General features: G+C 35.8%; 27 protein-coding genes and 2 tRNA genes. 15 read left to right on the forward strand and 14 right to left on the reverse strand.

All coding sequences use genetic code 11. The annotated features are described in order from the left end of the window. The first annotated feature begins 1 nt into the window (after window position 1). Window positions 2-1,291, forward strand: coding sequence for an aspartate--tRNA(Asn) ligase (gene aspS, locus D1868_RS01350; RefSeq protein WP_156004995.1), 1,290 nt, complete (start codon window positions 2-4; stop codon window positions 1,289-1,291). Here aspS and truD read toward each other — a convergent pair. Next, window positions 1,288-2,409, reverse strand: coding sequence for a tRNA pseudouridine(13) synthase TruD (truD, locus tag D1868_RS01355; protein ID WP_156004996.1), 1,122 nt, complete (start codon window positions 2,407-2,409; stop codon window positions 1,288-1,290). The two genes, aspS and truD, sit on opposite strands and share 4 nt — an antisense overlap. An 8-nt stretch (window positions 2,410-2,417) precedes the next feature. Further along, window positions 2,418-2,783 carry a peptidyl-tRNA hydrolase Pth2 gene (gene pth2, locus D1868_RS01360; RefSeq protein ID WP_156004997.1) on the reverse strand — a complete coding sequence of 122 codons (366 nt, stop codon included), beginning with the start codon at window positions 2,781-2,783 and terminating at the stop codon, window positions 2,418-2,420. 51 nt (window positions 2,784-2,834) lie between these two features. Between pth2 and D1868_RS01365 the strand changes: the two genes are divergently transcribed. The 5 genes from D1868_RS01365 (at window position 2,835) to fen (ending at window position 7,000) form a co-directional block, all read left to right on the forward strand. After that, a complete protein-coding gene (locus tag D1868_RS01365; RefSeq protein WP_156007908.1) occupies window positions 2,835-3,032 on the forward strand; it encodes a zinc finger domain-containing protein in 198 nt (65 codons plus the stop codon). Window positions 3,033-3,044: 12 nt separating this feature from the next. Next, entirely contained in the window at window positions 3,045-3,320 is a 276-nt protein-coding gene (locus D1868_RS01370; RefSeq protein WP_156004998.1) for an elongation factor 1-beta, read from the forward strand. 82 nt (window positions 3,321-3,402) lie between these two features. Further along, complete coding sequence (locus D1868_RS01375; RefSeq protein WP_420824478.1) at window positions 3,403-5,706, forward strand: CDC48 family AAA ATPase; 2,304 nt, start codon at window positions 3,403-3,405, stop codon at window positions 5,704-5,706. A 5-nt stretch (window positions 5,707-5,711) separates the two neighbouring features. Beyond that, window positions 5,712-5,942 carry a hypothetical protein gene (locus tag D1868_RS01380; RefSeq protein ID WP_156005000.1) on the forward strand — a complete coding sequence of 77 codons (231 nt, stop codon included), beginning with the start codon at window positions 5,712-5,714 and terminating at the stop codon, window positions 5,940-5,942. Then, on the forward strand, window positions 5,939-7,000 hold the full coding sequence (fen, locus tag D1868_RS01385) for a flap endonuclease-1 (protein WP_156005001.1): 1,062 nt from the start codon (window positions 5,939-5,941) through the stop codon (window positions 6,998-7,000). The genes D1868_RS01380 and fen overlap by 4 nt, the downstream gene beginning before the upstream one ends. 78 nt (window positions 7,001-7,078) lie before the next feature. Here the strand turns inward: fen and D1868_RS01390 are convergent. The 3 genes from D1868_RS01390 to D1868_RS01400 all read right to left on the reverse strand — a co-directional run bounded on the left by D1868_RS01390 (window position 7,079) and on the right by D1868_RS01400 (window position 8,955). Continuing rightward, window positions 7,079-7,181 (reverse strand) — tRNA-Leu (locus tag D1868_RS01390). Between the two features lie 76 nt (window positions 7,182-7,257). Further along, complete coding sequence (locus tag D1868_RS01395; RefSeq protein WP_156005002.1) at window positions 7,258-8,022, reverse strand: hypothetical protein; 765 nt, start codon at window positions 8,020-8,022, stop codon at window positions 7,258-7,260. 18 nt (window positions 8,023-8,040) lie between these two features. Continuing rightward, window positions 8,041-8,955, reverse strand: a complete 915-nt coding sequence (locus D1868_RS01400) for a glycosyltransferase family 2 protein (RefSeq protein ID WP_156005003.1) — start codon at window positions 8,953-8,955, stop codon at window positions 8,041-8,043. A 14-nt stretch (window positions 8,956-8,969) separates the two neighbouring features. Between D1868_RS01400 and D1868_RS01405 the strand changes: the two genes are divergently transcribed. After that, on the forward strand, window positions 8,970-10,025 hold the full coding sequence (locus D1868_RS01405) for a glycosyltransferase family 4 protein (RefSeq protein ID WP_156005004.1): 1,056 nt from the start codon (window positions 8,970-8,972) through the stop codon (window positions 10,023-10,025). Between the two features lie 4 nt (window positions 10,026-10,029). Here the strand turns inward: D1868_RS01405 and D1868_RS01410 are convergent. After that, window positions 10,030-10,130, reverse strand: a tRNA-Leu gene (locus tag D1868_RS01410). Between the two features lie 46 nt (window positions 10,131-10,176). Beyond that, window positions 10,177-10,446, reverse strand: a complete 270-nt coding sequence (locus D1868_RS01415; RefSeq protein WP_156005005.1) for a stationary phase-response protein — start codon at window positions 10,444-10,446, stop codon at window positions 10,177-10,179. Window positions 10,447-10,519: 73 nt separating this feature from the next. On the opposite strand from D1868_RS01415, the gene D1868_RS01420 reads away from it, so the two are divergent. After that, window positions 10,520-10,876 (forward strand): Sjogren's syndrome/scleroderma autoantigen 1 family protein, encoded by a 357-nt coding sequence (locus D1868_RS01420; protein WP_156005006.1) that lies wholly within the window; start codon window positions 10,520-10,522, stop codon window positions 10,874-10,876. On the opposite strand, the gene tmk is transcribed toward D1868_RS01420, so the two are convergent. The 3 genes from tmk to D1868_RS01435 are packed head-to-tail and all read right to left on the reverse strand — an operon-like array spanning window position 10,848 to window position 13,032. Beyond that, window positions 10,848-11,429 carry a dTMP kinase gene (gene tmk, locus D1868_RS01425; protein ID WP_156005007.1) on the reverse strand — a complete coding sequence of 194 codons (582 nt, stop codon included), beginning with the start codon at window positions 11,427-11,429 and terminating at the stop codon, window positions 10,848-10,850. The genes D1868_RS01420 and tmk overlap by 29 nt on opposite strands. Continuing rightward, entirely contained in the window at window positions 11,417-12,508 is a 1,092-nt protein-coding gene (locus D1868_RS01430; RefSeq protein ID WP_156005008.1) for a Clp1/GlmU family protein, read from the reverse strand. Before D1868_RS01430 ends, tmk begins: the two co-directional genes overlap by 13 nt. Beyond that, window positions 12,505-13,032: a hypothetical protein gene (locus D1868_RS01435; protein ID WP_156005009.1), complete on the reverse strand. Its 528-nt coding sequence runs from the start codon at window positions 13,030-13,032 to the stop codon at window positions 12,505-12,507. The genes D1868_RS01430 and D1868_RS01435 overlap by 4 nt, the downstream gene beginning before the upstream one ends. A 33-nt stretch (window positions 13,033-13,065) precedes the next feature. Between D1868_RS01435 and D1868_RS01440 the strand changes: the two genes are divergently transcribed. From D1868_RS01440 to D1868_RS01455, 4 genes are read left to right on the forward strand one after another with little or no spacing between them, the layout of a single operon-like run. Then, on the forward strand, window positions 13,066-13,605 hold the full coding sequence (locus tag D1868_RS01440) for an ATP-binding protein (RefSeq protein ID WP_231112419.1): 540 nt from the start codon (window positions 13,066-13,068) through the stop codon (window positions 13,603-13,605). Then, window positions 13,596-14,093 (forward strand): CDP-2,3-bis-(O-geranylgeranyl)-sn-glycerol synthase, encoded by a 498-nt coding sequence (locus tag D1868_RS01445; protein WP_156005010.1) that lies wholly within the window; start codon window positions 13,596-13,598, stop codon window positions 14,091-14,093. Before D1868_RS01440 ends, D1868_RS01445 begins: the two co-directional genes overlap by 10 nt. Before the next feature lie 9 nt (window positions 14,094-14,102). Then, window positions 14,103-14,441, forward strand: coding sequence for a hypothetical protein (locus tag D1868_RS01450; protein WP_156005011.1), 339 nt, complete (start codon window positions 14,103-14,105; stop codon window positions 14,439-14,441). A gap of 21 nt (window positions 14,442-14,462) precedes the next feature. Next, a complete protein-coding gene (locus D1868_RS01455) occupies window positions 14,463-14,699 on the forward strand; it encodes a hypothetical protein (RefSeq protein ID WP_156007910.1) in 237 nt (78 codons plus the stop codon). A gap of 19 nt (window positions 14,700-14,718) precedes the next feature. On the opposite strand, the gene mcm is transcribed toward D1868_RS01455, so the two are convergent. Continuing rightward, entirely contained in the window at window positions 14,719-16,770 is a 2,052-nt protein-coding gene (mcm, locus tag D1868_RS01460; RefSeq protein ID WP_156005012.1) for a minichromosome maintenance protein MCM, read from the reverse strand. Further along, window positions 16,760-17,296, reverse strand: a complete 537-nt coding sequence (gene gins23, locus D1868_RS01465; RefSeq protein WP_231112420.1) for a DNA replication protein Gins23 — start codon at window positions 17,294-17,296, stop codon at window positions 16,760-16,762. Before gins23 ends, mcm begins: the two co-directional genes overlap by 11 nt. Window positions 17,297-17,316: 20 nt before the next feature. Here gins23 and D1868_RS01470 point away from each other — a divergent pair, with 20 nt between their 5' ends. The 3 genes from D1868_RS01470 (at window position 17,317) to moaC (ending at window position 19,812) form a co-directional block, all read left to right on the forward strand. After that, window positions 17,317-17,811, forward strand: coding sequence for a THUMP domain-containing protein (locus D1868_RS01470; protein WP_231112421.1), 495 nt, complete (start codon window positions 17,317-17,319; stop codon window positions 17,809-17,811). A 56-nt stretch (window positions 17,812-17,867) separates the two neighbouring features. Further along, window positions 17,868-19,118 carry an ORC1-type DNA replication protein gene (locus D1868_RS01475; RefSeq protein ID WP_196770255.1) on the forward strand — a complete coding sequence of 417 codons (1,251 nt, stop codon included), beginning with the start codon at window positions 17,868-17,870 and terminating at the stop codon, window positions 19,116-19,118. A gap of 235 nt (window positions 19,119-19,353) precedes the next feature. Then, entirely contained in the window at window positions 19,354-19,812 is a 459-nt protein-coding gene (gene moaC / locus D1868_RS01480) for a cyclic pyranopterin monophosphate synthase MoaC (RefSeq protein WP_156005014.1), read from the forward strand. Here moaC and D1868_RS01485 read toward each other — a convergent pair. Continuing rightward, entirely contained in the window at window positions 19,784-21,103 is a 1,320-nt protein-coding gene (locus tag D1868_RS01485) for a replication factor C large subunit (RefSeq protein WP_156005015.1), read from the reverse strand. The genes moaC and D1868_RS01485 overlap by 29 nt on opposite strands. Continuing rightward, a complete protein-coding gene (locus tag D1868_RS01490) occupies window positions 21,104-22,081 on the reverse strand; it encodes a replication factor C small subunit (protein WP_156005016.1) in 978 nt (325 codons plus the stop codon). Window positions 22,082-22,083: the final 2 nt, after the last annotated feature.

A 22,083-nucleotide genomic window follows, 5' to 3' on the forward strand; every position in this document is an offset into this window, starting at 1 on the left:
ATTGCTTAAGAACTATTATAATAACCAAATATTACCAGAGTTAGAGGGTAAGGAAGTTATAGTTGCTGGCTGGGTTCATAACATAAGGGACTTAGGGGGTAAAAAGTTCCTAATACTTAGAGATGCTACCGGAATAGGGCAAGTCGTGGTTGATAAGGACAGTCCGGCGTTTAAAGTAGCTAACGAATTAACTCAGGAAAGCGTAGTGAGGATTAAGGGAAAAGTGAAAGCCGACAAGAGAGCACCTAGAGGTGCTGAAATTCACGCTGAAGATATAGAGATTTTAAGTTTAGCAAAAGTGCCCCTGCCTCTTGACGTAAGCGGAAAGGTAAAGGCTGATATTGACACGAGACTTAGAGAAAGAGTATTAGACCTAAGAAGACCTGAAATGACTGCTGTAGTAAAAATTCAATCAGTAGTGTTAAGGACTTTTAGAGAAACTTTATATAATGAGGGTTTTGTTGAGATCTTTACCCCAAAGATTATAGCTGCAGCCACAGAAGGAGGAGCCCAGCTCTTTCCAGTGATATATTTTGGCAAGGAAGCTTTCTTGGCTCAAAGCCCCCAGTTATATAAGGAACTTATGGCGGGAGTAGTGGAGAAAGTTTTTGAAATCGGACCAGCATGGAGAGCTGAAGAGTCGGACACCCCATATCATTTAGCCGAATTTATAAGTATGGACGTTGAGATGGCGTTTGCTGATTACAATGACGTTATGAATTTAATCGAAAAATTAATCTATAATATAACTCAAAGAGTAAGTGAAGACTGTAAGGAGGAATTAAAACTACTAAATTACACTCCGCCTACCGTAAAACTTCCTATAAAAAGAATTCCATATAAAGAGGCTATAGAGATACTTCAAAGTAAAGGATTAAACATTAAGTTTGGGGATGATATAGGAACCCCCGAATTGAGAATATTGAATGAAGTAATTAAGGAAGAGTTATACTTCATAACCGATTGGCCTACTATGGCTAGACCCTTCTATACTAAGGTTAAGGATAATGAACCTGAGGTAAGCGAAAGTTTCGATCTTATATATAAATGGTTAGAAATAGCTTCAGGCAGTACTAGGAATCATCGGAGAGAGATACTAGAGGAAGCTCTCAAAAAGAGAGGATTAAGACCAGAGAGTTTTGAGTTCTTCCTTAGATGGTTCGACTACGGAATGCCACCTCACGCTGGATTTGGAATGGGATTTGCCAGGCTTATGGTTATGCTAACCGGAATACAAAATGTTAAGGAGATAGTACTATTTCCGAGAGACAAAAAACGCCTAACGCCTTAAGTAAAGTTCCTAGGATCACCTCTGCTTATTTCTCTAATTACTATCGTAGCATACATACCCCGATCCAAGGAAAACGAGATTTTTTTACTTTCGTTCTTAAGCTCAACCTTAACGTTTCTGAGCCTCATAAAAGCTTGTCTTTTTAAATCTCTCAAATTAACTTTAATTTCTGGAATATTAAAAGAATAACCTACTATACCTTCTTCAATAGCTATTTGCCTAATTAAGGGATCCATGAGCTCAACGAACTTCTTCGGAACAGTAAGAATCACGTTATCAGATTCTCTCCCTCTCAATTTATCCGCCATTAAAGAAAGATACTTGTTAAATAGATAAGATTGGTAAGCTTCAACGAAAAATCTTAGAGGGGTCTTAACCCTTTTAATTGCAGACAAACAGTCTTCCCCTCTAATTAGAGCTTTCAGTACTTCCCTTTCATCCCTGAACTTTTTAGGAAAAAGTTGGAGAGCTTTTTCATAGTCTCCTTTTTCATATGCTAATCTTGCCTCCTTTATTATCTCATGCTCCAAATCAAAAGGATGACCAATCAACCAATTAATTGCATCGCACCATTGTCTTAGAAATAAGTATTTCCCGACCAAGTGCGTATTAGGTCTTCTTGTGCCGAACCTTTGATAACCTATATAAGCAAATAGATATTTCACATTGCTCACAGTTGTCAATCTCTTGATGAGTTCATTTTCGTTATCACTAACTAATTCTAACTCAAAAATATTACCCGTGTGGTTAAATTTTTCGTCTGAAAAACCAAGAAAATTTATCTCTAACTTTTCCTCCTTGTAATTGTCTATTTCTGGTTTACCTGAAAAGTAGATTATCTGTTGTGTTATTGCGTTAGTATCCTTTATTCCAATATAATTAGGTTTTCTACCAGTTAGTCTAGTTATTTTATCGATAACAGTGAAATGATCTATTCCGATCTTCTTTAATAGATATACAGCATATTTACCCTTGTCCTTTCCTCTCCACTCAGTTGCGGGTTTATACGAAATTTCTTCGACTACAATAAATCCATCCGGTCTGGGTATTTTAACGTTTAACGGAGCCCATTCTTCGTTTATGTAGTATTTCTCGAGTCCTAAAGAGAGATCTATCAAAGGAGGTGTTACAGTAATTTTAAGTCACCCGTTATTTTATCTATAATCTCTGAAGGAGCAGGCCCTATACCTACACATGTAATAGTGCCAGGCTCTAATTGAGTCTTACCTGCATCCTGAATTACAACTGTAGGCAAATTGTAATCTTGTGCTAGTTTGGACCTTTTTAGTAATTCTTCAAGACTGTTAACCTTAACCACAATCTTGGGTTGTCCTTCAGATAGCCATTCTTCGAGCCATTCCCTCCAACTATCTTTTCCTTTTTTTAATATATCCACAACTAAAGAAACCGCAGCATGAGCTACTTGTGCGGCAGTTTTTCCTTTTCCCATTTCAATATCTGTCCTCACTATTATAACCATTTTAATTGGCATAAGCAAAGAGAGAATTTATAAGGTTATTAAAAAGTATTGTAAGCAATGAGTATTTCCTTTAGGTTAAGCTTAAAAGAGGAAATAGAACCTCCAGTATGCTCAAGTTGCGGAAAGATAATACATCCCAGAGAGAAAGGCGTAGAATTTCTGTGCCCTAACTGCGGAGAAGTAATTATAAGAAGGTGTTATGAATGCAGAAAGCAAGGCGTCACTTACGTTTGCCCAAAGTGTGGATTTGAAGGTCCTTGAGGTGTAAGAGGAATGGCAGATGTGTTAGTTATTTTGAAGGTATATCCTGATAGTGACGAAGTAAACCTTGACAATTTAACACAACAGATAAACAGTAAATTACCACAAGGATATAAACTAGTTAGAAAAGAGACGGAGCCAATAGCATACGGTCTAAAGGCATTAGTAGTATATATACAAATGCCAGAAAATACGGAAGGAGGTACGGAATCCTTAGAGGACATAGTTAACGGAATAGAAGGAGTAAGTCACGCCGAAGTAGTGCAAGTAACGCGTCTAGGTTTTTAAGTATTTCCTTTTTAATTAACTAAATAATAGTTGATGCTTAAGCTCTTATACCTCATTTTTTATATTACTTAATGGGATTGCGTTGAGTAGTGCTGAATTTACTCCTTCGAAGAAGGAGATTATCTTGAGAGTTGTTGAGGCTAAGCAAAAAGACGTTGGAAGGGGAAAAGTAAGGATAGACATTGATCTATTATCACAAATAGGCGTTAGCCCCGGAGAAGTAGTCGAGATCGAAGGGCAGAGAAAGACTGCCGCAATAGCATGGCCTTTGGCCCCAGAGGATACATTGAATGAGGAAGACAAATACATCATAAGAATGGATGGTATAACGAGAAAGAACGCAGGAGTCGCAATAGGTGACAAAGTAATAGTAAGAAAGGCTAGTCCGAAGGTTGCAACAAGTGTCAGGCTAGCTCCTTCAAATTTTTCTATTACGGTTGATCCAGGTTTCATTTCTTATGTTAAGAAAAAACTTAAGGACACCCCCCTAGTTGAAGGTGACACAGTTTTAATACCAGTATTAGGGCAAGCCATTCCATTTAGTGTTATCCAAGTAAGGCCACAAGGTGTGGTAATAGTATCTGACGAGACCAGTATAACGATATCAGAAAAACCGTTCGAACAAGCGAAGTATCCGAGAGTTACTTATGAAGATATAGGAGGGATGAAACATATAATTCAGAAAATAAGGGAGCTCGTTGAGTTACCATTAAGGCATCCGGAACTATTTAAGAGACTAGGTATTGAACCGCCTAAGGGTATTTTACTGTACGGCCCACCTGGAGTAGGTAAAACACTTTTAGCAAAAGCAGTAGCTAATGAAACTGAAGCCTACTTCACATCAATAAATGGACCTGAAATAATGAGTAAGTTCTACGGTGAAAGCGAGCAAAGACTTAGGGAAATATTTGAAGATGCAAAGAAACACGCTCCAGCAATAATATTCATAGACGAGATTGACGCGATCGCGCCGAAGAGAGACGAAGTAATAGGAGAAGTGGAAAGAAGGGTAGTGGCACAATTACTCACGCTGATGGATGGTCTTGAAAATAGGGGCAATGTTATAGTTATAGCTGCAACTAACAGACCTAATGCGATAGACCCTGCTCTAAGGAGACCCGGTAGATTCGATAGAGAATTAGAGATCCCCTTACCAGATAAGCAAGGTAGACTAGAAATATTACAGATACATACGAGGAGTATGCCGTTATCTAAAGATGTCGATCTACAGAAATTAGCCGATATGACCCACGGATATACCGGAGCAGACTTATCAGCATTAGTGAGAGAAGCTGCTATGAACGCCCTAAGAAGATATTTGCAAATGATAGATTTAAGCCAAGATAAGATCCCGCCTGAAATCTTAGAAAAAATGGAAGTTAATATGGACGATTTCCTTAAGGCATTTAAAGATATAGTGCCTAGTGGTCTGAGAGAGATATATGTTGAAGTACCAGAGGTTCACTGGGACGATATAGGAGGGTTAGAAGATGTAAAAGAAGAATTGAGAGAGGTAGTAGAATACCCATTAAAGTATAGAGAGGCATACGAGAATGTAGGTATTGAACCGCCTAAGGGTATTCTTTTATTTGGCCCACCTGGGACTGGTAAAACAATGCTGGCAAAAGCAGTAGCAACAGAAAGTGGTGCAAACTTCATAGCAGTAAGAGGACCAGAAGTACTATCAAAATGGGTAGGAGAAAGCGAAAAAGCAATAAGAGAAATATTCAGAAAAGCAAGACAAGCAGCACCAACAGTAATATTCTTCGACGAAATAGACGCAATAGCACCAATGAGAGGAGTATCAGTAGATAGTGGTGTTACTGAAAGAATAGTCAACCAGCTATTAGCTGAAATGGACGGAATAGAGAAACTTGAGAATGTTGTTGTTATTGCTGCTACTAATAGGCCTGATATCTTAGACCCTGCACTACTAAGACCAGGTAGATTCGACAGACTAATCTACGTACCACCACCAGACAAAAAAGCAAGACTAGAAATACTAAAAGTACACACAAAAAACGTACCACTAGCAGAAGACGTAACATTAGAAGAGATAGCCGAAAAGACAGAAGGATATACCGGAGCAGACTTATCAGCATTAGTGAGAGAAGCTACTTTAAGAGCTATCAGGGAACAGATGTCTGATTGTATGAAAAAGGCTGATGATAACTGTAAGAGAGGAGATAGTGAGTGCAGAGAAAAGATTATAAAAGAATGTATGAGTGGAAAAGGAGCTTTAGTAGAAAGAAAGCATTTCGACTTTGCACTCAGAAAAGTGAGACCGTCAGTGACACAAGATATGGTGCAATTCTATCAGAACTGGGTAGATAAAGCCAGACAACAATTACCTAGAGCTAATGTAAAGCCAAGTACTTTCACGTGAAATATATGTGGAGGGAAATCCCTTTACATTATGTAGTTCTTGAAAGATTACGAAAACATAATGGACCAGTGACAGATGAAGACTTATACGAAGAAGTAAAAAAGTCTACAGACTATGAAGTACCTTTTTCTGATTTTCTTAAAGCACTTATGAAGCTTGAGATGAGAGGTTATGTTACGGTAACACTAATAAAAGAGAATGTTAGAATGATCACTTATATAGGTGATAAAGAATAGGTGTAGACTTATCCGAGTTAGTAGAGGATATAAAGAGAGAGCTCAGCTTTGGAGAGTTGAAGGGTAAAAAAATAAGTATTGACGCGTATAATGCTCTTTACCAATTCCTCGCAGCTATTAGACAACCAGACGGAACACCTTTAATGGACTCACAAGGTAGAGTCACAAGTCACTTAAACGGAATTTTTTATAGAACTATAAGTATTTTAGAAGAAGGAGTCATTCCAGTTTACGTCTTTGATGGAAAGCCCCCTGAGCAAAAAAGCGAAGAACTGGAGAGAAGGAGAAAAATAAAAGAAGAGGCTGAGAAGAAACTAGACCAGTTAAAGAAAGAAGGAAGCACTGAAGCAAGAGAGTTAAAGAAGTATTCTCAGATGTCTATAAGGTTGACTAACGAAATGGCCGGAGAGAGTAAGAAACTCTTAGAACTGATGGGTATCCCTACAATACAAGCTCCGAGCGAAGGCGAGGCTGAAGCTGCTTATGTTAATTCTTTGGGTCTCACATGGGCAACTGGAAGCCAAGATTACGATTCTCTGCTTTTTGGAGCTACACGTTTAGTTAGAAACCTAACTATAACTGGGAAAAGAAAACTACCTAAAAAAGACGTGTACGTAGAAATTAGGCCAGAACTCATTGAGCTTTCAGATCTACTTAAGAAGTTAGGAATAACCAGAGAGCAGTTAATTGACATTGCCATACTGATAGGTACAGATTACGATCCTGATGGAGTCAAGGGCATAGGTATAAAGACAGCATATAGAATTATTAAAAAGTATGGTAAGATAGAAAATGCTGTAGAAAAAGGTGAAATACCTAAGCAAAAAATCACATTTAACGTTGAGGAAATTAGATCTCTATTTTTAAATCCAAAAGTAGAAAAGCCGAATACAGACTTGGAATTGAAAGATTGTGACGAGAAAGGAATCGAGGAACTTCTCATTAAGCAGCACGACTTTAGTGAAGAAAGAGTAAAGAACGCTATAGAAAGATTGAAGAAGGCTAAAAGAGAGGCTAAAGGTGCTGAGAGGCAAAAAGGACTCGATCAATGGTTTTGATTAATGACCATAATTTAACGCATTATTTTCACTCTCTAAGTACGCTTTATCTTCATGTTCTCTTTTTGTTGAAGGTTATGCGGGGGGTGGGACTTGAACCCACGCAGGCCTACGCCAGCGGAGCATACTGCTCTAAATGAGTCTCAGTCCGCCCCCTTTGACCTTGCTCGGGCACCCCCGCACTTACATTATTAACCGATATACAATTAAAAGTTTACGATAATAGGTATTTTTATGTATTTCAGATCTTTGATTTTTTAGCTGGGTTTAAATGTTCCTACCTCCTCTGGTTCCTCATACCATTTAACTCTCCTTCCTATCTTAGCTCTCATTTTCCATTTAACGGACTTAGGCTCTTCATCAATTACTTTCCTAAGTTTATCAAGTTTATCAGCGATGCATTTTGGAGGGTTAAATTCCCTGAGTAGTCTATCTATGTTATCTGTAACGGTAGTATAAAATCCCCAATCATCAGATAAAACTTTACTAATATATTTAACATCTATTGTATTTTCATCATCCTTATCTCCAAGCTGTAGGTCATAAAGCAAAGCGAAAATATCCTTGACGTCGTTTTCTGTCATTTTAACTATTTGAAGCTTAGTTAATAGTAGATCTGAGGGTGGAATCGTAATCTTCATAATACCAAGTCTGTCCTTAAATGCCATTTTATGGCACATCTCAAATTCATCTAGAAATACATCAACATTAGAATTAAGCTCGGGATCATAAAAGATTAGTCTCCTATCTCCGTGTAATGCGTTAAATCTTTTGTTACTTTCCATTCCAAAATTCTCAAGTAATTCTGTTATTTTCTTGCTCTGTTTTGAGAGACCGAAAAAATCAATATCTTTATAATTTCTAGGGAATTTTTCAGCTCCTTTAGGTGCGAGTATAGCTACAGCAGCTCCTCCTATTAATCTCAATAGAATTTCTCGTTTATTTGCCTCCTCTACTATGGTTAGTCCTCTTTGTAATAATTTTTCTTTAGTTATGTTACCTATCTTACTCCACCTTCCCATCTTATTATAAGTTTAATCTTATTTATATCCGTTATACTTCTTCTTCGAACTTTTATTAACAACTGCGTAAGCCAGACCATAGGGCAACCCGAGCACTAAACTCAAACCTGGAATTAAATTAAGAAAATACTTTTTAGGTGATTTGTAATATTTCAGTCCAAATGCTATTACAGGCAAATATAGAAATAAGATTAAAGGAGATGTAAATAATGAAATTATTGGAATTACATAATAGCTTCCGTAATATGTATAACCAGTTAACATTTGAAATTGTGTTAAACCGTCAAGTACTAACATCATATCATATTTTGATCTCCACAAATTTTTTCTTGCTTCCTTTAGTGAGGACATTAAATTCTCCCTAGCGTGAACCTTATTAAGGTGCAGACACCTACCTTTAGTTGGCTTAACGATATATCCTTCTTTTTTAAGCTTAGCATATAGCCAGACATCTTCGTCTCTTTCATATCTCTCGTCAAAGTAACCTATTCTTTTAATTACATCTAAATTAAGTGCCGAACATCCTAGATTGGGGTTTTCTTCAAGAGAATCTGATTCAACTTCTATTTCCTTTTCATCATAAGCATAGTGCATCCAAGTAAACGTAACACCGTTCTTAAGGTTTTCAATCATTCTCGGAAGTGCTTTTTCAGATGGTATTACATCACTATCCAACATTACAACGTAGCTTTCATTGGCTAACTTAAGCATTTCATTTCTTAATCTAGCCATGTTTACTTTTTTGAATCTCTTTGCAGTTACATGATTAACATTATATTGAGAAATAACTTTAGCTAGATCCTCTCTTTCGGAGTTATCGTAAATTATGATCTTGTAATTCAGACTATTAGCCAATGCGGAAACTTTTTTTAGAACAGCGTCCAGCCAATCAGCTCTGTCTCCCGGACCAACAGGTATAATTATTTCAACCACGAGTTTAGACTAAATTGAGTGGGATTAAAAGTATAGCCGTAATAGCTCACGGTTACTCCAATGAAAAATTCTCGGGAGAGGGAAAAGTGTATCATGAAGTGATCAGGGCTCTACAAGACTCCAATTTAGGTAAAATACAGTTGGTAACTTTCTCTAAACCTAAGAGACATTTACCTTTCGAGGTCAAATATGTTGTTCCTTTTAGGATCACGAAATTTGACAAATATCAACGTCTTCTAACCCTATGGAAAGCTAGAAACCTAACCCCTTCGATCTTCGTTAACCTCAGTGGTACGCTGTTAAAGTTATCAGACATAGCACCTCACTTAGCTTATTCTGCGGCACCAGCGTTCACAACACCCAGCAAGTATTCATCTTCTACATTTTGGCGATTGTACCTTTACCCATTCGAAAAATATGTGAAAGCTCACCTGGATAAGAACGCTATTATAATATCTAACTCTCACTATTCTGCGAGAAAAATCGAGAGCTTAGGATTAAATGTAAGGACTGTAATTTATCCTCCCGTAGATGTTGAGGAGTTCATCACAAATAAACTTGATTCCAATAGGGAAGAAGCTATAATAACTGTAGCTAGGATAGAGAGAGGTAAAATGTTAGAAAATACTATAAATATAGCTAGATTAACTAAATTGAAAACGTATATAGTTGGTTCTTTAAGTGATAAAAATTACTTAGGAAAATTAAAGGAGATTTCTAAGGGTCTTGAGGTAGAATTCCTTACTGACCTTCCTAAGAGAGAACTGGTGTCGCTAATGCAAAGGGTGTCTGTGTATTTCCATCCTACTGTAGGAGAGCACTTTGGTATACCGATTGTTGAGGCAATGGCTTCAGGGACGATCCCGATAGTTCCTTCTGAAAGTGGAGCTTCGGAAATTTTACCTAAAGACTTAAGCTATAGTTCATTAGAAGAGGCTGCAGAAAAGGTTAAAAAGTACGTCAAAGGATGGAATAGTCTTAGAAAAGAACTCATAGAAAAATCAATGTCTTTTTCCTCTTCCAATTTTAGAACCAAAATTATTTCGATAATATCTGAAATAATAAAATAAGTTATGCGGGGGGTGGGACTTGAACCCACGCAGGCCTACGCCATCGGGGTACTTACCTTTGGGGTCCTAAGCCCGACCCCTTTGACCTTGCTCGGGCACCCCCGCACTTAATGAAATCGAGTATTCAGGTAAAAAACTTTATGCGAAAAAATTAGTCTTTAACCGTCTCCAACATAGACACAATGTTCCAGATAGAGATTCGAGTATGAGTAGGCATGTTAGGATCCTGACTTATTTCTTCCAAAATTCCTATTGCATTAGCTGCCCTAACAGCGGGGCTCAACGTCTGATCTTGTAAGTTCCTTATTGCGTCAGTTGCTGCTCGCCTAATATTCCTTGGTACTCCAGTATCATTCACAATTTTTTGAAGCATAACTATTGCCTGTTTTATCTTAGCCTCGTTGTCGTAAAGTGATGCCATTGAAATCTCACCGATTCAATTATTAGTACTTATGGTTTTTTAGTTTATTACCCATTTTATATTATTGGTTAGTATGACAACCACAGATTCAGTAAAGAAAGCTGCTGACCTCCTGAGACAAGGAGCCACAATGTTAGATATGGCATGCCCTTTATGTCATATGCCTTTATTTAGGCTTAAAAACGGAGATATTGTATGCCCAACTCACGGAAAGGTTTATGTAGTAGAGAACGAGGAGGAAGAAAAGAAAATTACTGGTGCTATAACATTAGATAAACTGGAAAACACTCTATATAAGGGAATAGAATTTCTAGACCAACGGCTTAACAAAGATCCTCTTGATATTGATACTATAAATCAGGTGATAAGATATTTAGAAGCTATTGAAAGAATAAATAGAATTAAAGGGTTAATAAATAAGAATAAATGATTGAATATACTTCTTCGACTACGTCATTTAACGACTTCTCCGCGTTAACTATTACTATGTTTTTCTCTTTTCTAGCAAGCTCAAGATATTTCTCCCTTACTATTGTAAGACTTTCTATTTTTTCCTTAAAATTGAATTTATCGTTTTTCTGAATTCTTTGCAACGCTTTGTTAGGAGAGATGTCCAAAAGGATTGTGAGAACTGGTTTTGGAAACTTTGAATTTACAGTTTCTATCCAGTTCTCCTCTATACCTAGGGCTGACTGATATGCAATAGAGGAGTAAATATATCTGTCCATAAGAATAACGTCAGGATTCTGATTTATTAACTCTCGTAAATGATATGCCCTATCCGCAGCGAACAGTAACGTCAATGCGATTGGATCTTCCCAACCACTCTTCTCTATAAGACTTGTGATCTCATTAGTAAAAGGTTCCTTCGTGAGAACTATGTTCTTACCACTAAACCGGTTTTTCAACCTCTGATAAACCATATTTGCTACTGTTGTCTTACCTGAGCCATCTATCCCTTCGAACGATATTATTCTAAGCATTTTCTCACCCTTACTCTACTCTCGGTAAAGCTTTCGTTTAACCTAAATTCCCCTAATATCACCCCATCGAAATTTTCCACTGGTGTAAGAATTTCGACAATACTTAAATCCTCTTTTATATCTTTAATTAAACCAGCTCCTACTGTTTTCCCTTTATACGTTAGGCCCAAATAAAGTCCTAAGAGTTCAGTTCTGTCAACGTATAGCCCTTCACAAGGTTTTTCATCTATTAATTGTACATACTGGTTCCATACCCTTATTAGGTTCTTAGAAATAGGTGTTCCGACAACTGTTCTCATATCGATCACATTTACTTTAGCGTTACTGAAATAATCTCTGTATTTCCTTGATCTATATTCTCTTCTCTTATTTCTGCTCCGATCTACGTTAAGCGGAAAAGGCTTTAATAACTTGGCCTTTCTTAGTAAGTCTCTGGGCATATCTTTAATTATACTTTGATCGAACACGAGAATGTAATCTGGATCTATTGTATAAATTAGTTCAAGCTTATGCCTATAAGCGTGAAACCCATTAACCCATCCATCGCTATCTATGACTACGTTGTCTGAATTGATTTCCTTAAGTGCAAGTAGTACTAGAAATATATGTAATCTCGGATTTGTTGATGGTGTTATATTTCCAAAAAATTGAATACCATCTATTCTACGTTGTGAAAGAAATAACTTTTTAGAAACATCCTTAGAATATGCAATGAAAGCTGGTAAAAATATTGAAGATTGTCCAACATCGGAATCTATTATAGGACTTTCATACAAATTTACTAGAAAATTAGAAAAATAAGTTTTTCCAGAATTTTCATCACCTAACACTATTATTTTTCCTCCAGATAATTCCTTCGCAACATTATACCATCCTAATGTTTTATATGACTGAATAATCTTACAGTTACTTTCTATCTCCGAGTTAATTAAAGATGTTACAGTAAAGTAATTATCCGAGTTTATATCTAGCTTATCTCCTGCCCCTAACTCTATCCCTGATATTATTATTTTGCCATCTTTCACGTAAAGACCACAAGGACCTTGTATAACTACATCATAATCCGGTATTATTTTCATAAAGCTGACCTAAGTGCTATGATATAAGCCGCCCTAACATCTCTGTCTTTTATTTTGACAAACGGATTTCCAGGGGTGCTACTTTTAGACTCATTAACAATCTTAGCTTGTTCGAATTTAATCTTTACGATTCTGTAGACTAATTCACCTATTTTGTTACCTCCGCCTATTCCGATCTTAAGAGACTTATGAGGATAAGTTTGTATAATTTCCGATAATTGTTCGTTTACATCTATTACATTGGCGGTTCTACTTTCTATTAGTTCACCATCCCCTATCACTGCAATGGACAATTTATCCTTGTTAGTGTCTATTCCAATAAGTAGCTCATTAAAATATTGCTTACCCTTTATTTCACATAAAATTCTACCTAATAATACGTTCAATGGCACGAAATTAATATCTTCATCCTTAATTACTATTTCTCCGTCATCTGAGATCTTTATTCCCCTCTCTTTGAATACTCTTACTAAATCTCGATATTTCCTAGCATCAGATACCTTTATTGCAACTTTTTTTACCACAATTATTTAATTAATTCAGAGGAATTTAAAGATTTGAAGATTAGCGATTATATTTTCCAGAAGGGAAATATTATTTCAATGTACGGGGAGGCTGGTACTGGTAAGACTATTATAGGAATACATGTATCCTTAGAATTAGGAAATAGCCTTTATATTTCAACTAAGGACTCAAGCTACAAAGCAAGAGTGGAAAAATTAAAGGGAAGACCTGATGTTTATTTCACTCACGCCCCTACTCAGCCTGAAATGATCTCAGCAATATTAAAAGCTTCTCAGATGGGTTTACAATTAATTGTCATTGACCCCGTAAACTATCTGTATAAAATATCTAGGAGAAAAAAGGATTTAGAATTACCACTAATTTTATGTCAAAGGTTTAGTAAAAATGGGATTAATAGAAATAATAAAGTGTTATTATTATGGGATGTTTCAGGAAATAACAGAGTAGCGGGTGAATTGTTTATGAGGAGGTTTTCTGACGAAGTACTGAGGATAACTAAAGGTGAAATCATTGGTAACTTGAGGGTTTGTAAATTTAGGATATTGGACTCAGGTGTTTTAGGGTGCTTATAGCCGCATTACTAATAGGAATTGTATATTATTTACCCGCACTAGCTGCGAACGGTAGTGCACCATTCGTTAAAAATGGTACACCTATAGACTTTAGGAAAAAACTTAATGATGGTAGGAGGATTTTAGGAGATGGAAAAACCTTTGAAGGTTTACTATTAGCAGTTACTTTTGGTACAACTGTCGGGGCAATTATCTCCAGATTTTTAGGTAATGAATGGATATTTATTGCATTTTTTGAAAGCTTAGCTGCAATGATAGGGGATATGATAGGTGCTTTTATAAAGAGAAGGCTCGGAATGGAAAGAGGACAGAGAGCTCCGTTATTAGACCAACTTGATTTCTTTGTATTTTCGACCTTAGCCTTAGTCTTAATGCATGTGAAGATTCAGATTGTTCAAATCTTATTTATAGGAATATTAGTAATATTTCTTCACTTATTTACCAACTACGTTGCTTTTCGATTAAAAATAAAAAGTGTCCCGTGGTAATTATTAATCATGCCAAAAAGAGGGAGTGAAAAAACTTATTCCGCAATTAATAATGCTTATGTATTAATAATATTAATCGTTCTCATGGGAATTACTATATTGGGAGCGATAGCTTTCCCATATTATATTTCCCCAATAACCTACTCTAATGGAGGGGCTCCTCAGGCTGGAGGTATCGCTGTTCTTGCCGCGATTATAATTATGGGTGCTATTGCAGGTGTTTATTTCTTAGAAAACAGAAATTATGAACTTGGTGGAATCCTTTTAATAATGTCACTACTTATTATAGCAGTTTACGTATGGGTATCATACGGTTCTAATGCAATTAAATTTATATTTAACATCTAACAGTGTGAAATATGATTGTCAATGGAACCAATAAAAATTACACTCTCTAGTGGTAGGGAAATTATAATTGATGAAAACGCCGTTAAGATTCTTAATGAATATGTTAGAACACAAATGACACTGGAACAATTAGCAAAGAAATTAAATCTTACTGGATGGGAAGAAGCATACGATCTAATAAAACAGCTCCCATCTCATATAATGTGGACTCCTATATCTATCCTTAATAAAATGAGTAATTCCACAAAAGGAGGCTAAAATCTAACCTGTTTTTAAATCAAACTTTTCTATAGCACTCAGGTCTTGATTCATATATTAAGCCCTGCTTTCTCATATCCGTAATTAGTTTTTCTATGCTTTGTTTGTCTATGCCGATACTTTCACCTTCTTTAATTATATCTTTAAACTTAGCACACTCATTAATGGACAGCGTATCAATTATTTCGAGGATTTTAGCCATTTTCTCTCTTGCACTCTTAGGCTTACCAGTCATTATAGTGTCTATGTCAATTTTACCTGACTCCACATCTAATCCGACGTTTTCTAAGAAGATTCTCATAATATTAATAGCCCTCTCAGCGTCTTCTTTAGTTACCTCGCTTTTTAACGCCATTTTAGCATAAGCCTCGGATATTCTTATTAACGCTTCTAACTGACGGGGTGTAATCATAATCGGAGAATCTACGCTTTCTACACTTTTACGTCTCATCTCTACGAAGAAATCTTGCAATAATTTTTTCGCCTCTTCACTTAGCTTTGGTGAGACGTTCTTCCTAGCATAGGCTATATATTTCTTTAATAAGTCTATATCGATTACACTTTGTGTATTATTTCTGTTTCCATGAACATTCAGAATATGTGATGCTAGATATACATCGGATTCCCCAGGGTTATCAATCAAGATAAATATCAGGTCGAACCTTGAGAGTATCGTAGGAGGTAGATTAATGTTCTCCGCTATTCCTCTTTCCTTTATGTATCTTCCTAATTTAGGGTTACCTGCAGCAATAACCGTAGCTCTCGCATTTAGCTTTGCTACAATACCAGCTTTAGCGATTGAGACGGTTTGTTGTTCCATAGCCTCATGAATAGCTACTCTGTCATCATCTCTCATTTTGTCTATCTCGTCAATTACGGCAATTCCTCCATCCGCTAAGACTAAAGCACCTGCCTCTAAGTAAAAATCTCCGCTGTTTTTATCTCTGGTTACGGTCGCTGTTAATCCCGCTGCTGTAGAACCTTTGCCGGTAGTGTAAACTGCTCTGGGTGCGACTCTTGATGCAAACTGTAATATCTGTGACTTAGCTGTACCCGGATCTCCTATAATTAAAACATGAATATCGCCTCTTATTCTAGTTCCGTCATTTAATATTTTACTAACACCTCCAAATAACGCAAGGGCTATTGCTTCTTTTATTTCCCAATGACCATATATAGATGGTGCTATTGAGAATATTATTTTCTCCCTTATCCATGGATCCTTAGCTAACTCCTTAATTTTCTTTTCATCTTCTTCGGATATTTTAACCTCGTCTAGTACTTTTTGAGATATCTCGATGCTATTAACTTTAAGGTAGAAATCGAATACGGACCTACTTCCTCTTTTTATTTGTGAATCTTTCTTAATCTCTAAAATTCCTACAATCTTCACCCTATCACCTGGTCTTGCTACGTCCACTAAATCGTCTTCAAACACAACTTCCAATTGTCTTGGTAATTGCCCAGGTGGTATTTCTTCTGGCCTTTCTTGTACTACTGCTTTCTGATAATCAATGAAAGTTGATTTGTCTTCAATTAATCTAAATTGCCCAGCTTTACCACATACTGGACATGTGGAAGGTAATTCTATTATTTCACCCATATCGTCATCAGGCCATGAAAATTCTTGCATACAATCAGGGCTTATATGCTGATAAACCGCCTTGCTAAGTCGCTCCTTCACTGGTGTAGACTTTACTAAGATCCCTTCTATCGCGATAAGTTTGCCAATATCATTACTTCTTATTTTCCTTAGTTCTACGACTCTAGGTATATTTATTACTCTAAGGTGAATATTTGATATTTCGTATTGAAATTGTGGATCTTTTTCTATAATGTAATCATAAATTTTTCTTTCAAGAATTGGAATGATCTCTTTGGGAGAAGTTATTAAGAGAGTGGCCAGTTCTTGATTGAAAGAGAATAAGTCTGCAAAATTTACATAGAAGCTTTTCTTTCTATAAGCTATTATTTCATTAATTTGATTTAAATAGGATTTACCTCTGTTGTCCTTAAAGGTAGTAATAAATTCTATGAATAATTCCCCATAGTCAACTTGTTTAGCTTCCAATTATATCACCTATTCCGCGTTCAATTACACTCTTTATTGTTTTATACACTAAAAATTCTTCATTAGTCATTCTATCAATCAAACTTTCATCTGAAATATTGAGAAATGCTAACTGCATAATTTTCCTGATTCTGATAGAGACTATCTCATTTACCACTTGGTCTAATTTTCTAAGTAGCTCTAGTGCTTGTAAATCATTTTTTCCTTTTAATTCATCCCTTAAAAGTTGAACTCGATGATAAAAATCCTTAGGAAGAGCTGAAAGAGATGCTGGGGTATTTATTGTTTGCTTCTCTTGGAATAGGATTCTGCCGAGTTCATCAATAGTAATCACATCAGTTATTTTAACAACGTTTCTCTTTTGTAATACTATACCTAACCACGTAGATACCTCATCTTCACTACCTTTTGATAGCACAATTTCTTCAAACCCATTGTCATATGGACCCCAATCATCTAATACTAAGACCTTTTTTTTAGTAAGCATCATAACCCTATTAATAGCTTTTATCTTAGTAGTAATCACAAGTTAAGGTTTGTATAGTAGTGTTTAAAAGGTATACTATTGTGAACCCAGTTCTTTTAGTAACTGCTAGAAAGAACAAGGAAAATAAATGTATTATCGAGATCATGAATAGAATACTAATTAGAGATATAAATGTTAAGATTGAAGAAGTAGTAAAAAATGTGTTTTTAGTGTACTCTAGCTTATCCCCAATGAAGGCATATGGACTTTTATTTTCTGCTCGTCCATCATGTATTGCTAAAGTATATCCAATTCATTTCATGATTCCGAGTACCCAAGAGGAAGAAATTATTCGAAAGACTATTGAAAACGCTAAAAAAATTGTGAAGACTTCGTTTTACGTAGATTGCCACAAGAGGGGAATTGAAGTAAATTGTAGACAAATTGAGATAGGTATAGGGTTAGGTCTAAAGGGTTATGCTAAAGTTAATTTTAAGAAACCGGATTTTGTAGTTGTCATTAACGTTATTCCTAATATAGCTACAGTCTCGTATGTTAAAAATACTTTCGGTTAACTCTCTCAGTTATGAAATATATAGTATTACTCGAAAATTAGATTTAGGTGAAAGTTTTGGTTGACATCAAAGACTTGATTGAAAATACCATTGAAGGTAGTACAGTGTTTAATAATCTATCAGTTCTTAATCCAGAACACATTCCTGCGAACTTACCCCACAGAGAGACGCAAATAAAAGAGCTTACTGTTTCGTTTAAAGATCTTATATTAAACCCTGGAGGAACTTCTATAAGGACAGTAATAGTAGGTAGAACCGGTACTGGAAAGACTGTAACCACCAAGAAATTCGGTAAGGAACTTCAAGATATTGCAAATAAAAAAGGGATAAGGTTATTCTACGTTCACGTTAATTGCCATAGGCAAAGAACTCTTTACCTTATGCTAATGGAGATAGCTCAGAGTCTAAGGTTACCATTACCTAACAGAGGCCTTTCCTCGCAAGAAACTTTCAAGTTAATTTACGACTACTTAGAGAGGAAAAATATACATCTACTATTAACCTTAGATGAATTTGACTATTTCATTAGTACATCTCCCGTAGAAGATATATATTTCTTGGTAAGGATATATGACGAATTAAATGTAAACGTAAAAAGACTTCACTATATTTTTATAGTTAGAGAACTGACAAGCCTTTCAAGTCTTGATAAGAGCATTAAAGACCATATAATTAAGAACGTTATAGAGTTTCCGCCTTATAGTTCTTTCCAACTTTATGATATATTACAAGACAGAATAGTTAATGAAAAAGCATTTAAACAGAACACAGTTACTGACGAAGCAGTCAAGTTCATTTCTGACATTCATGGAGCGGACAAAGGAGGAAGTGGAAACGCAAGACTTGCAATAGAAACATTGGAATTAGCTGGAAGAATAGCTGACGCCGAAAGTTCGCCTATAATAACAATTGAGCATGCAAAAAAAGCTAACTCAAAAATTAACCCAGAAATAAGCATTATCACAGATACGATAAGAGACTTAGACTTACATTACCTACTTTTGCTAAAAGCAATCTCGTCTTTACATAAAAAATACGAAGAAGACTTCTTCTCTATGGGAAAAGTAGAAGAAGAGTACAGAAATATAAGCTCTTTATTAGGTGAAGAACCAAGAAGACATACACAGTTATTCGAATATATTAGGAGGCTAAAGCTAATGGGACTAATAATAACTCGACACAGTGGTAAAGGAATGAGAGGAAGAACTACACTTATATCCTTACCAGTTCCAGTCTCAGTAGAGTTAGAAAACCTTCTGGATCAGGAAATAAAAAGGAGGTTACAGAAATCACAAGTGAACTCCTAAATGCAGAAATTATAAGAATACTCCTTGTCCTATTCAAGGAAGAAGAAATAAGTATAAGTAAGCTGTATAAAAAAACAAGAATTAATTATAAAAAATTAGAAAAAGATTTGGAATTACTTGAAGACAAACACATCGTTGATATAATAAAGGGTGATAAGTCTAAAATAATTAGGCTAAACTACTCAAACCCTAAAGTGATAATATTAAAAAACTTGTTTGAGGAATTGGAAAATATATGACAGAAGCAAAAATAGTAGACATTTCTAAGAAAGACGTAATCTTAAGGGAAGCTATAGCAGAGGGTTTTATAAAACTTAAGAAAGAGACGCTTTCTCTAATAAGAGAGAGTAAAGTGGAAAAGGGAGACGTAATCAATACCGCTAAAGTTGCAGGCTTTCTAGCTGCTAAGAAGACTTCTGAATTAATCCCTATGTGTCATCCTATTCCGCTAGAATTTGTAGATATCGACATAAAGATTGAAGACGAAGGACTAAGAGTAATTACAACCGTAAAAGCTCACTATAAGACTGGGGTAGAAATGGAAGCTCTTACAGCTACCTCGATAGCATTATTAACTATATGGGATATGGTCAAGAAATATGAAAAAGATTCTCAAGGCCAATACCCAGAAACTCAGATATCTTATATCAGGGTTATTAGAAAGACTAAGATCTACGACGATAATACCTCCTAGTCCCTGTTTTACCCGCTCTTGATCCTGAAGCCTCACTTTCTTCACTAGGTTTCTCGCCCGATAAAGTCGAGATAATCTTCTTTTCTCCCTCTGTAAGTTCTAGTTCTTTATCTATTTTATCCTTATACTTCTTATAATATTGAACTAAATAAGGTAAGATTCCTTCTAATGTTTTTGTTGAAGAATTGTGTAAATGATTTGATATCTTTCTAAGTAGGTTATCTAGATACTCTCTGTTTTCCTTGCTTTTAGCTAATAACTGGATATATTGTGGAAACTGATACTTAACCCATTTAGCCTTATAAGTAGGTTTCTTCTTTTCTAAAGATGCAAAAGCTACTCCAGGACCCATCAAATCAAAAACATAAGATAAAAGATCCCATTCACCTTTCTTAGCTCTACTTAAAAATATAGACGCTCTACTAAGAGCGTCATAAGCTCTCCATATGTCTTCTAAAGCCTCATACTGTAAAGGAATGTTTTCATCTAACCATCTCATGAGGAGCTCATAATCAATTTGAGTACTAGTGGCGGCGTTCTTAGCTTGCCAATAATATTTAGCCCAAAATATATCTCTAAGTGCTTCAAAGGGATCAAGTTCTCTATCCTTCTTCCTTACTAATTCTTTTACAGTTTCAGCTGTTACTTTACCGTAACCTTCAGCTACTCCTTGTAACATATTTATTGCGTATCTTGCATCTCCTTCACTTTGTTCTACGATGTAGTCTAGTGCATCATCACTACATTGAATTTTTTCCGCGTCACAAATCTTTTTTAAAATCCTCCTCATGGGATACTTAGTAAGCCTCTTCAGCTCAATCATCTTTACAGCGTTCCTAAGAGGCCTTAGTGACGGATCCCACGGATCATTAGCAGTTAGAATTATAGGATATTTTGTCTTTTGAATTAACTCTAAAATCGCATCTATTGCGCCCGCATCTTCTCTAGAATTAATTCCGTCAACCTCATCCAAAAGTATAAGCTTACCTCTTACACCGAATAAAGAACCAGTAATGGCTGCTTGTTCGGCTATACTTCTTATTTGCATGATGTTTCTTGTATCACTTGCATTCATTTCTATTAATTCTAGTTTGTAATCTCTAGCTAAGGCTTCTGCTATTGTTGTTTTACCTACACCTGGAGGTCCATAAAGTAAGATAGCTTTCGAAGTGGGGTTTTTACTGTTTAACCAACTTTCGATCCATTCCTTAATTTCCTTCTTCACATCATCCTGATTCTCTATATCTTGCAAAGATTTAGGTCTATATTTTAAAAACCACTGTAAGGGCAATTATGAACCACCGTACTTCTGAGCATATAACGCCAATTTAGCAAGAAACGCAGTCAGTTGGATTTCATCGTCTGCTCCCTCTATAATTCTAAATTCTACCTCACCAGCATAATCCACTAGGACAACCTTTAACTCGTCAGGTATGTTTATTTCATTACCAGTTAGCTCTCTGTGAATCTGCTTAATGATGTCCTCTCCAGATAGACCATAATTAACTATCAAGTTCCTTAGTTTCTCTCTAGCTTGCATGAACTTTCCTTGTAAAGCTAAATTTAACATTTCCCTAACTTCCTTAGGCTGTGCTAATCCCAAAACTTTATACACAGCTTCTACAGTTACTTTTCCGTAAGCAGATGCAGCTTGAAGAATATTTATAGATTTTCTCATATCACCAAGAGTAATATCATAGATAGTCTCTAAAGCCTTCTGTTCAACGTCTACTTTCTCGTTCTTCGCTATGTACATTAGCCTGCTTACTACGTCCTCTTTTTTCAATGGATAAAATCTAAATAAAGCTGTTCGTGACTGTATTGGTTCAATTATTTTGCTCAAATAATTACATGCTAGTATAAACCTAGTAGTTTCTGTATATAATTCCATTGTTCTTCTTAGCGCTTGTTGGGCGTCTGCAGTCATATTATCCGCCTCATCAAGTAACACAACCTTAAATGGTATTTCCCCGGCTACAATAGTTCTAGCGAATTCCTTTACCTTATTTCTTATAACATCAATACCTCTTTCATCACTTGCGTTAAGTTCTAAGAAGTATTGCCTATAATTATCACCATATAGATCATGAACAAGAGCTAATGCAGCTGTGGTTTTTCCAGTCCCAGGTGGGCCAGAGAATAACAAGTGTGGCATGTTTTTTTCTTTTACGAATTTCTTTAATCTCTCTATTATATCTTTTTGATTTACTATTTCATCTAATGTTCTAGGTCTATATTTTTCTGCCCAAAGTACTTCTTCCTCTTGCATTT

The sequence above is a fragment of the Stygiolobus azoricus genome (assembly GCF_009729035.1).
In the GTDB taxonomy this organism is placed as follows: Archaea; Thermoproteota; Thermoprotei_A; order Sulfolobales; family Sulfolobaceae; genus Stygiolobus; species Stygiolobus azoricus.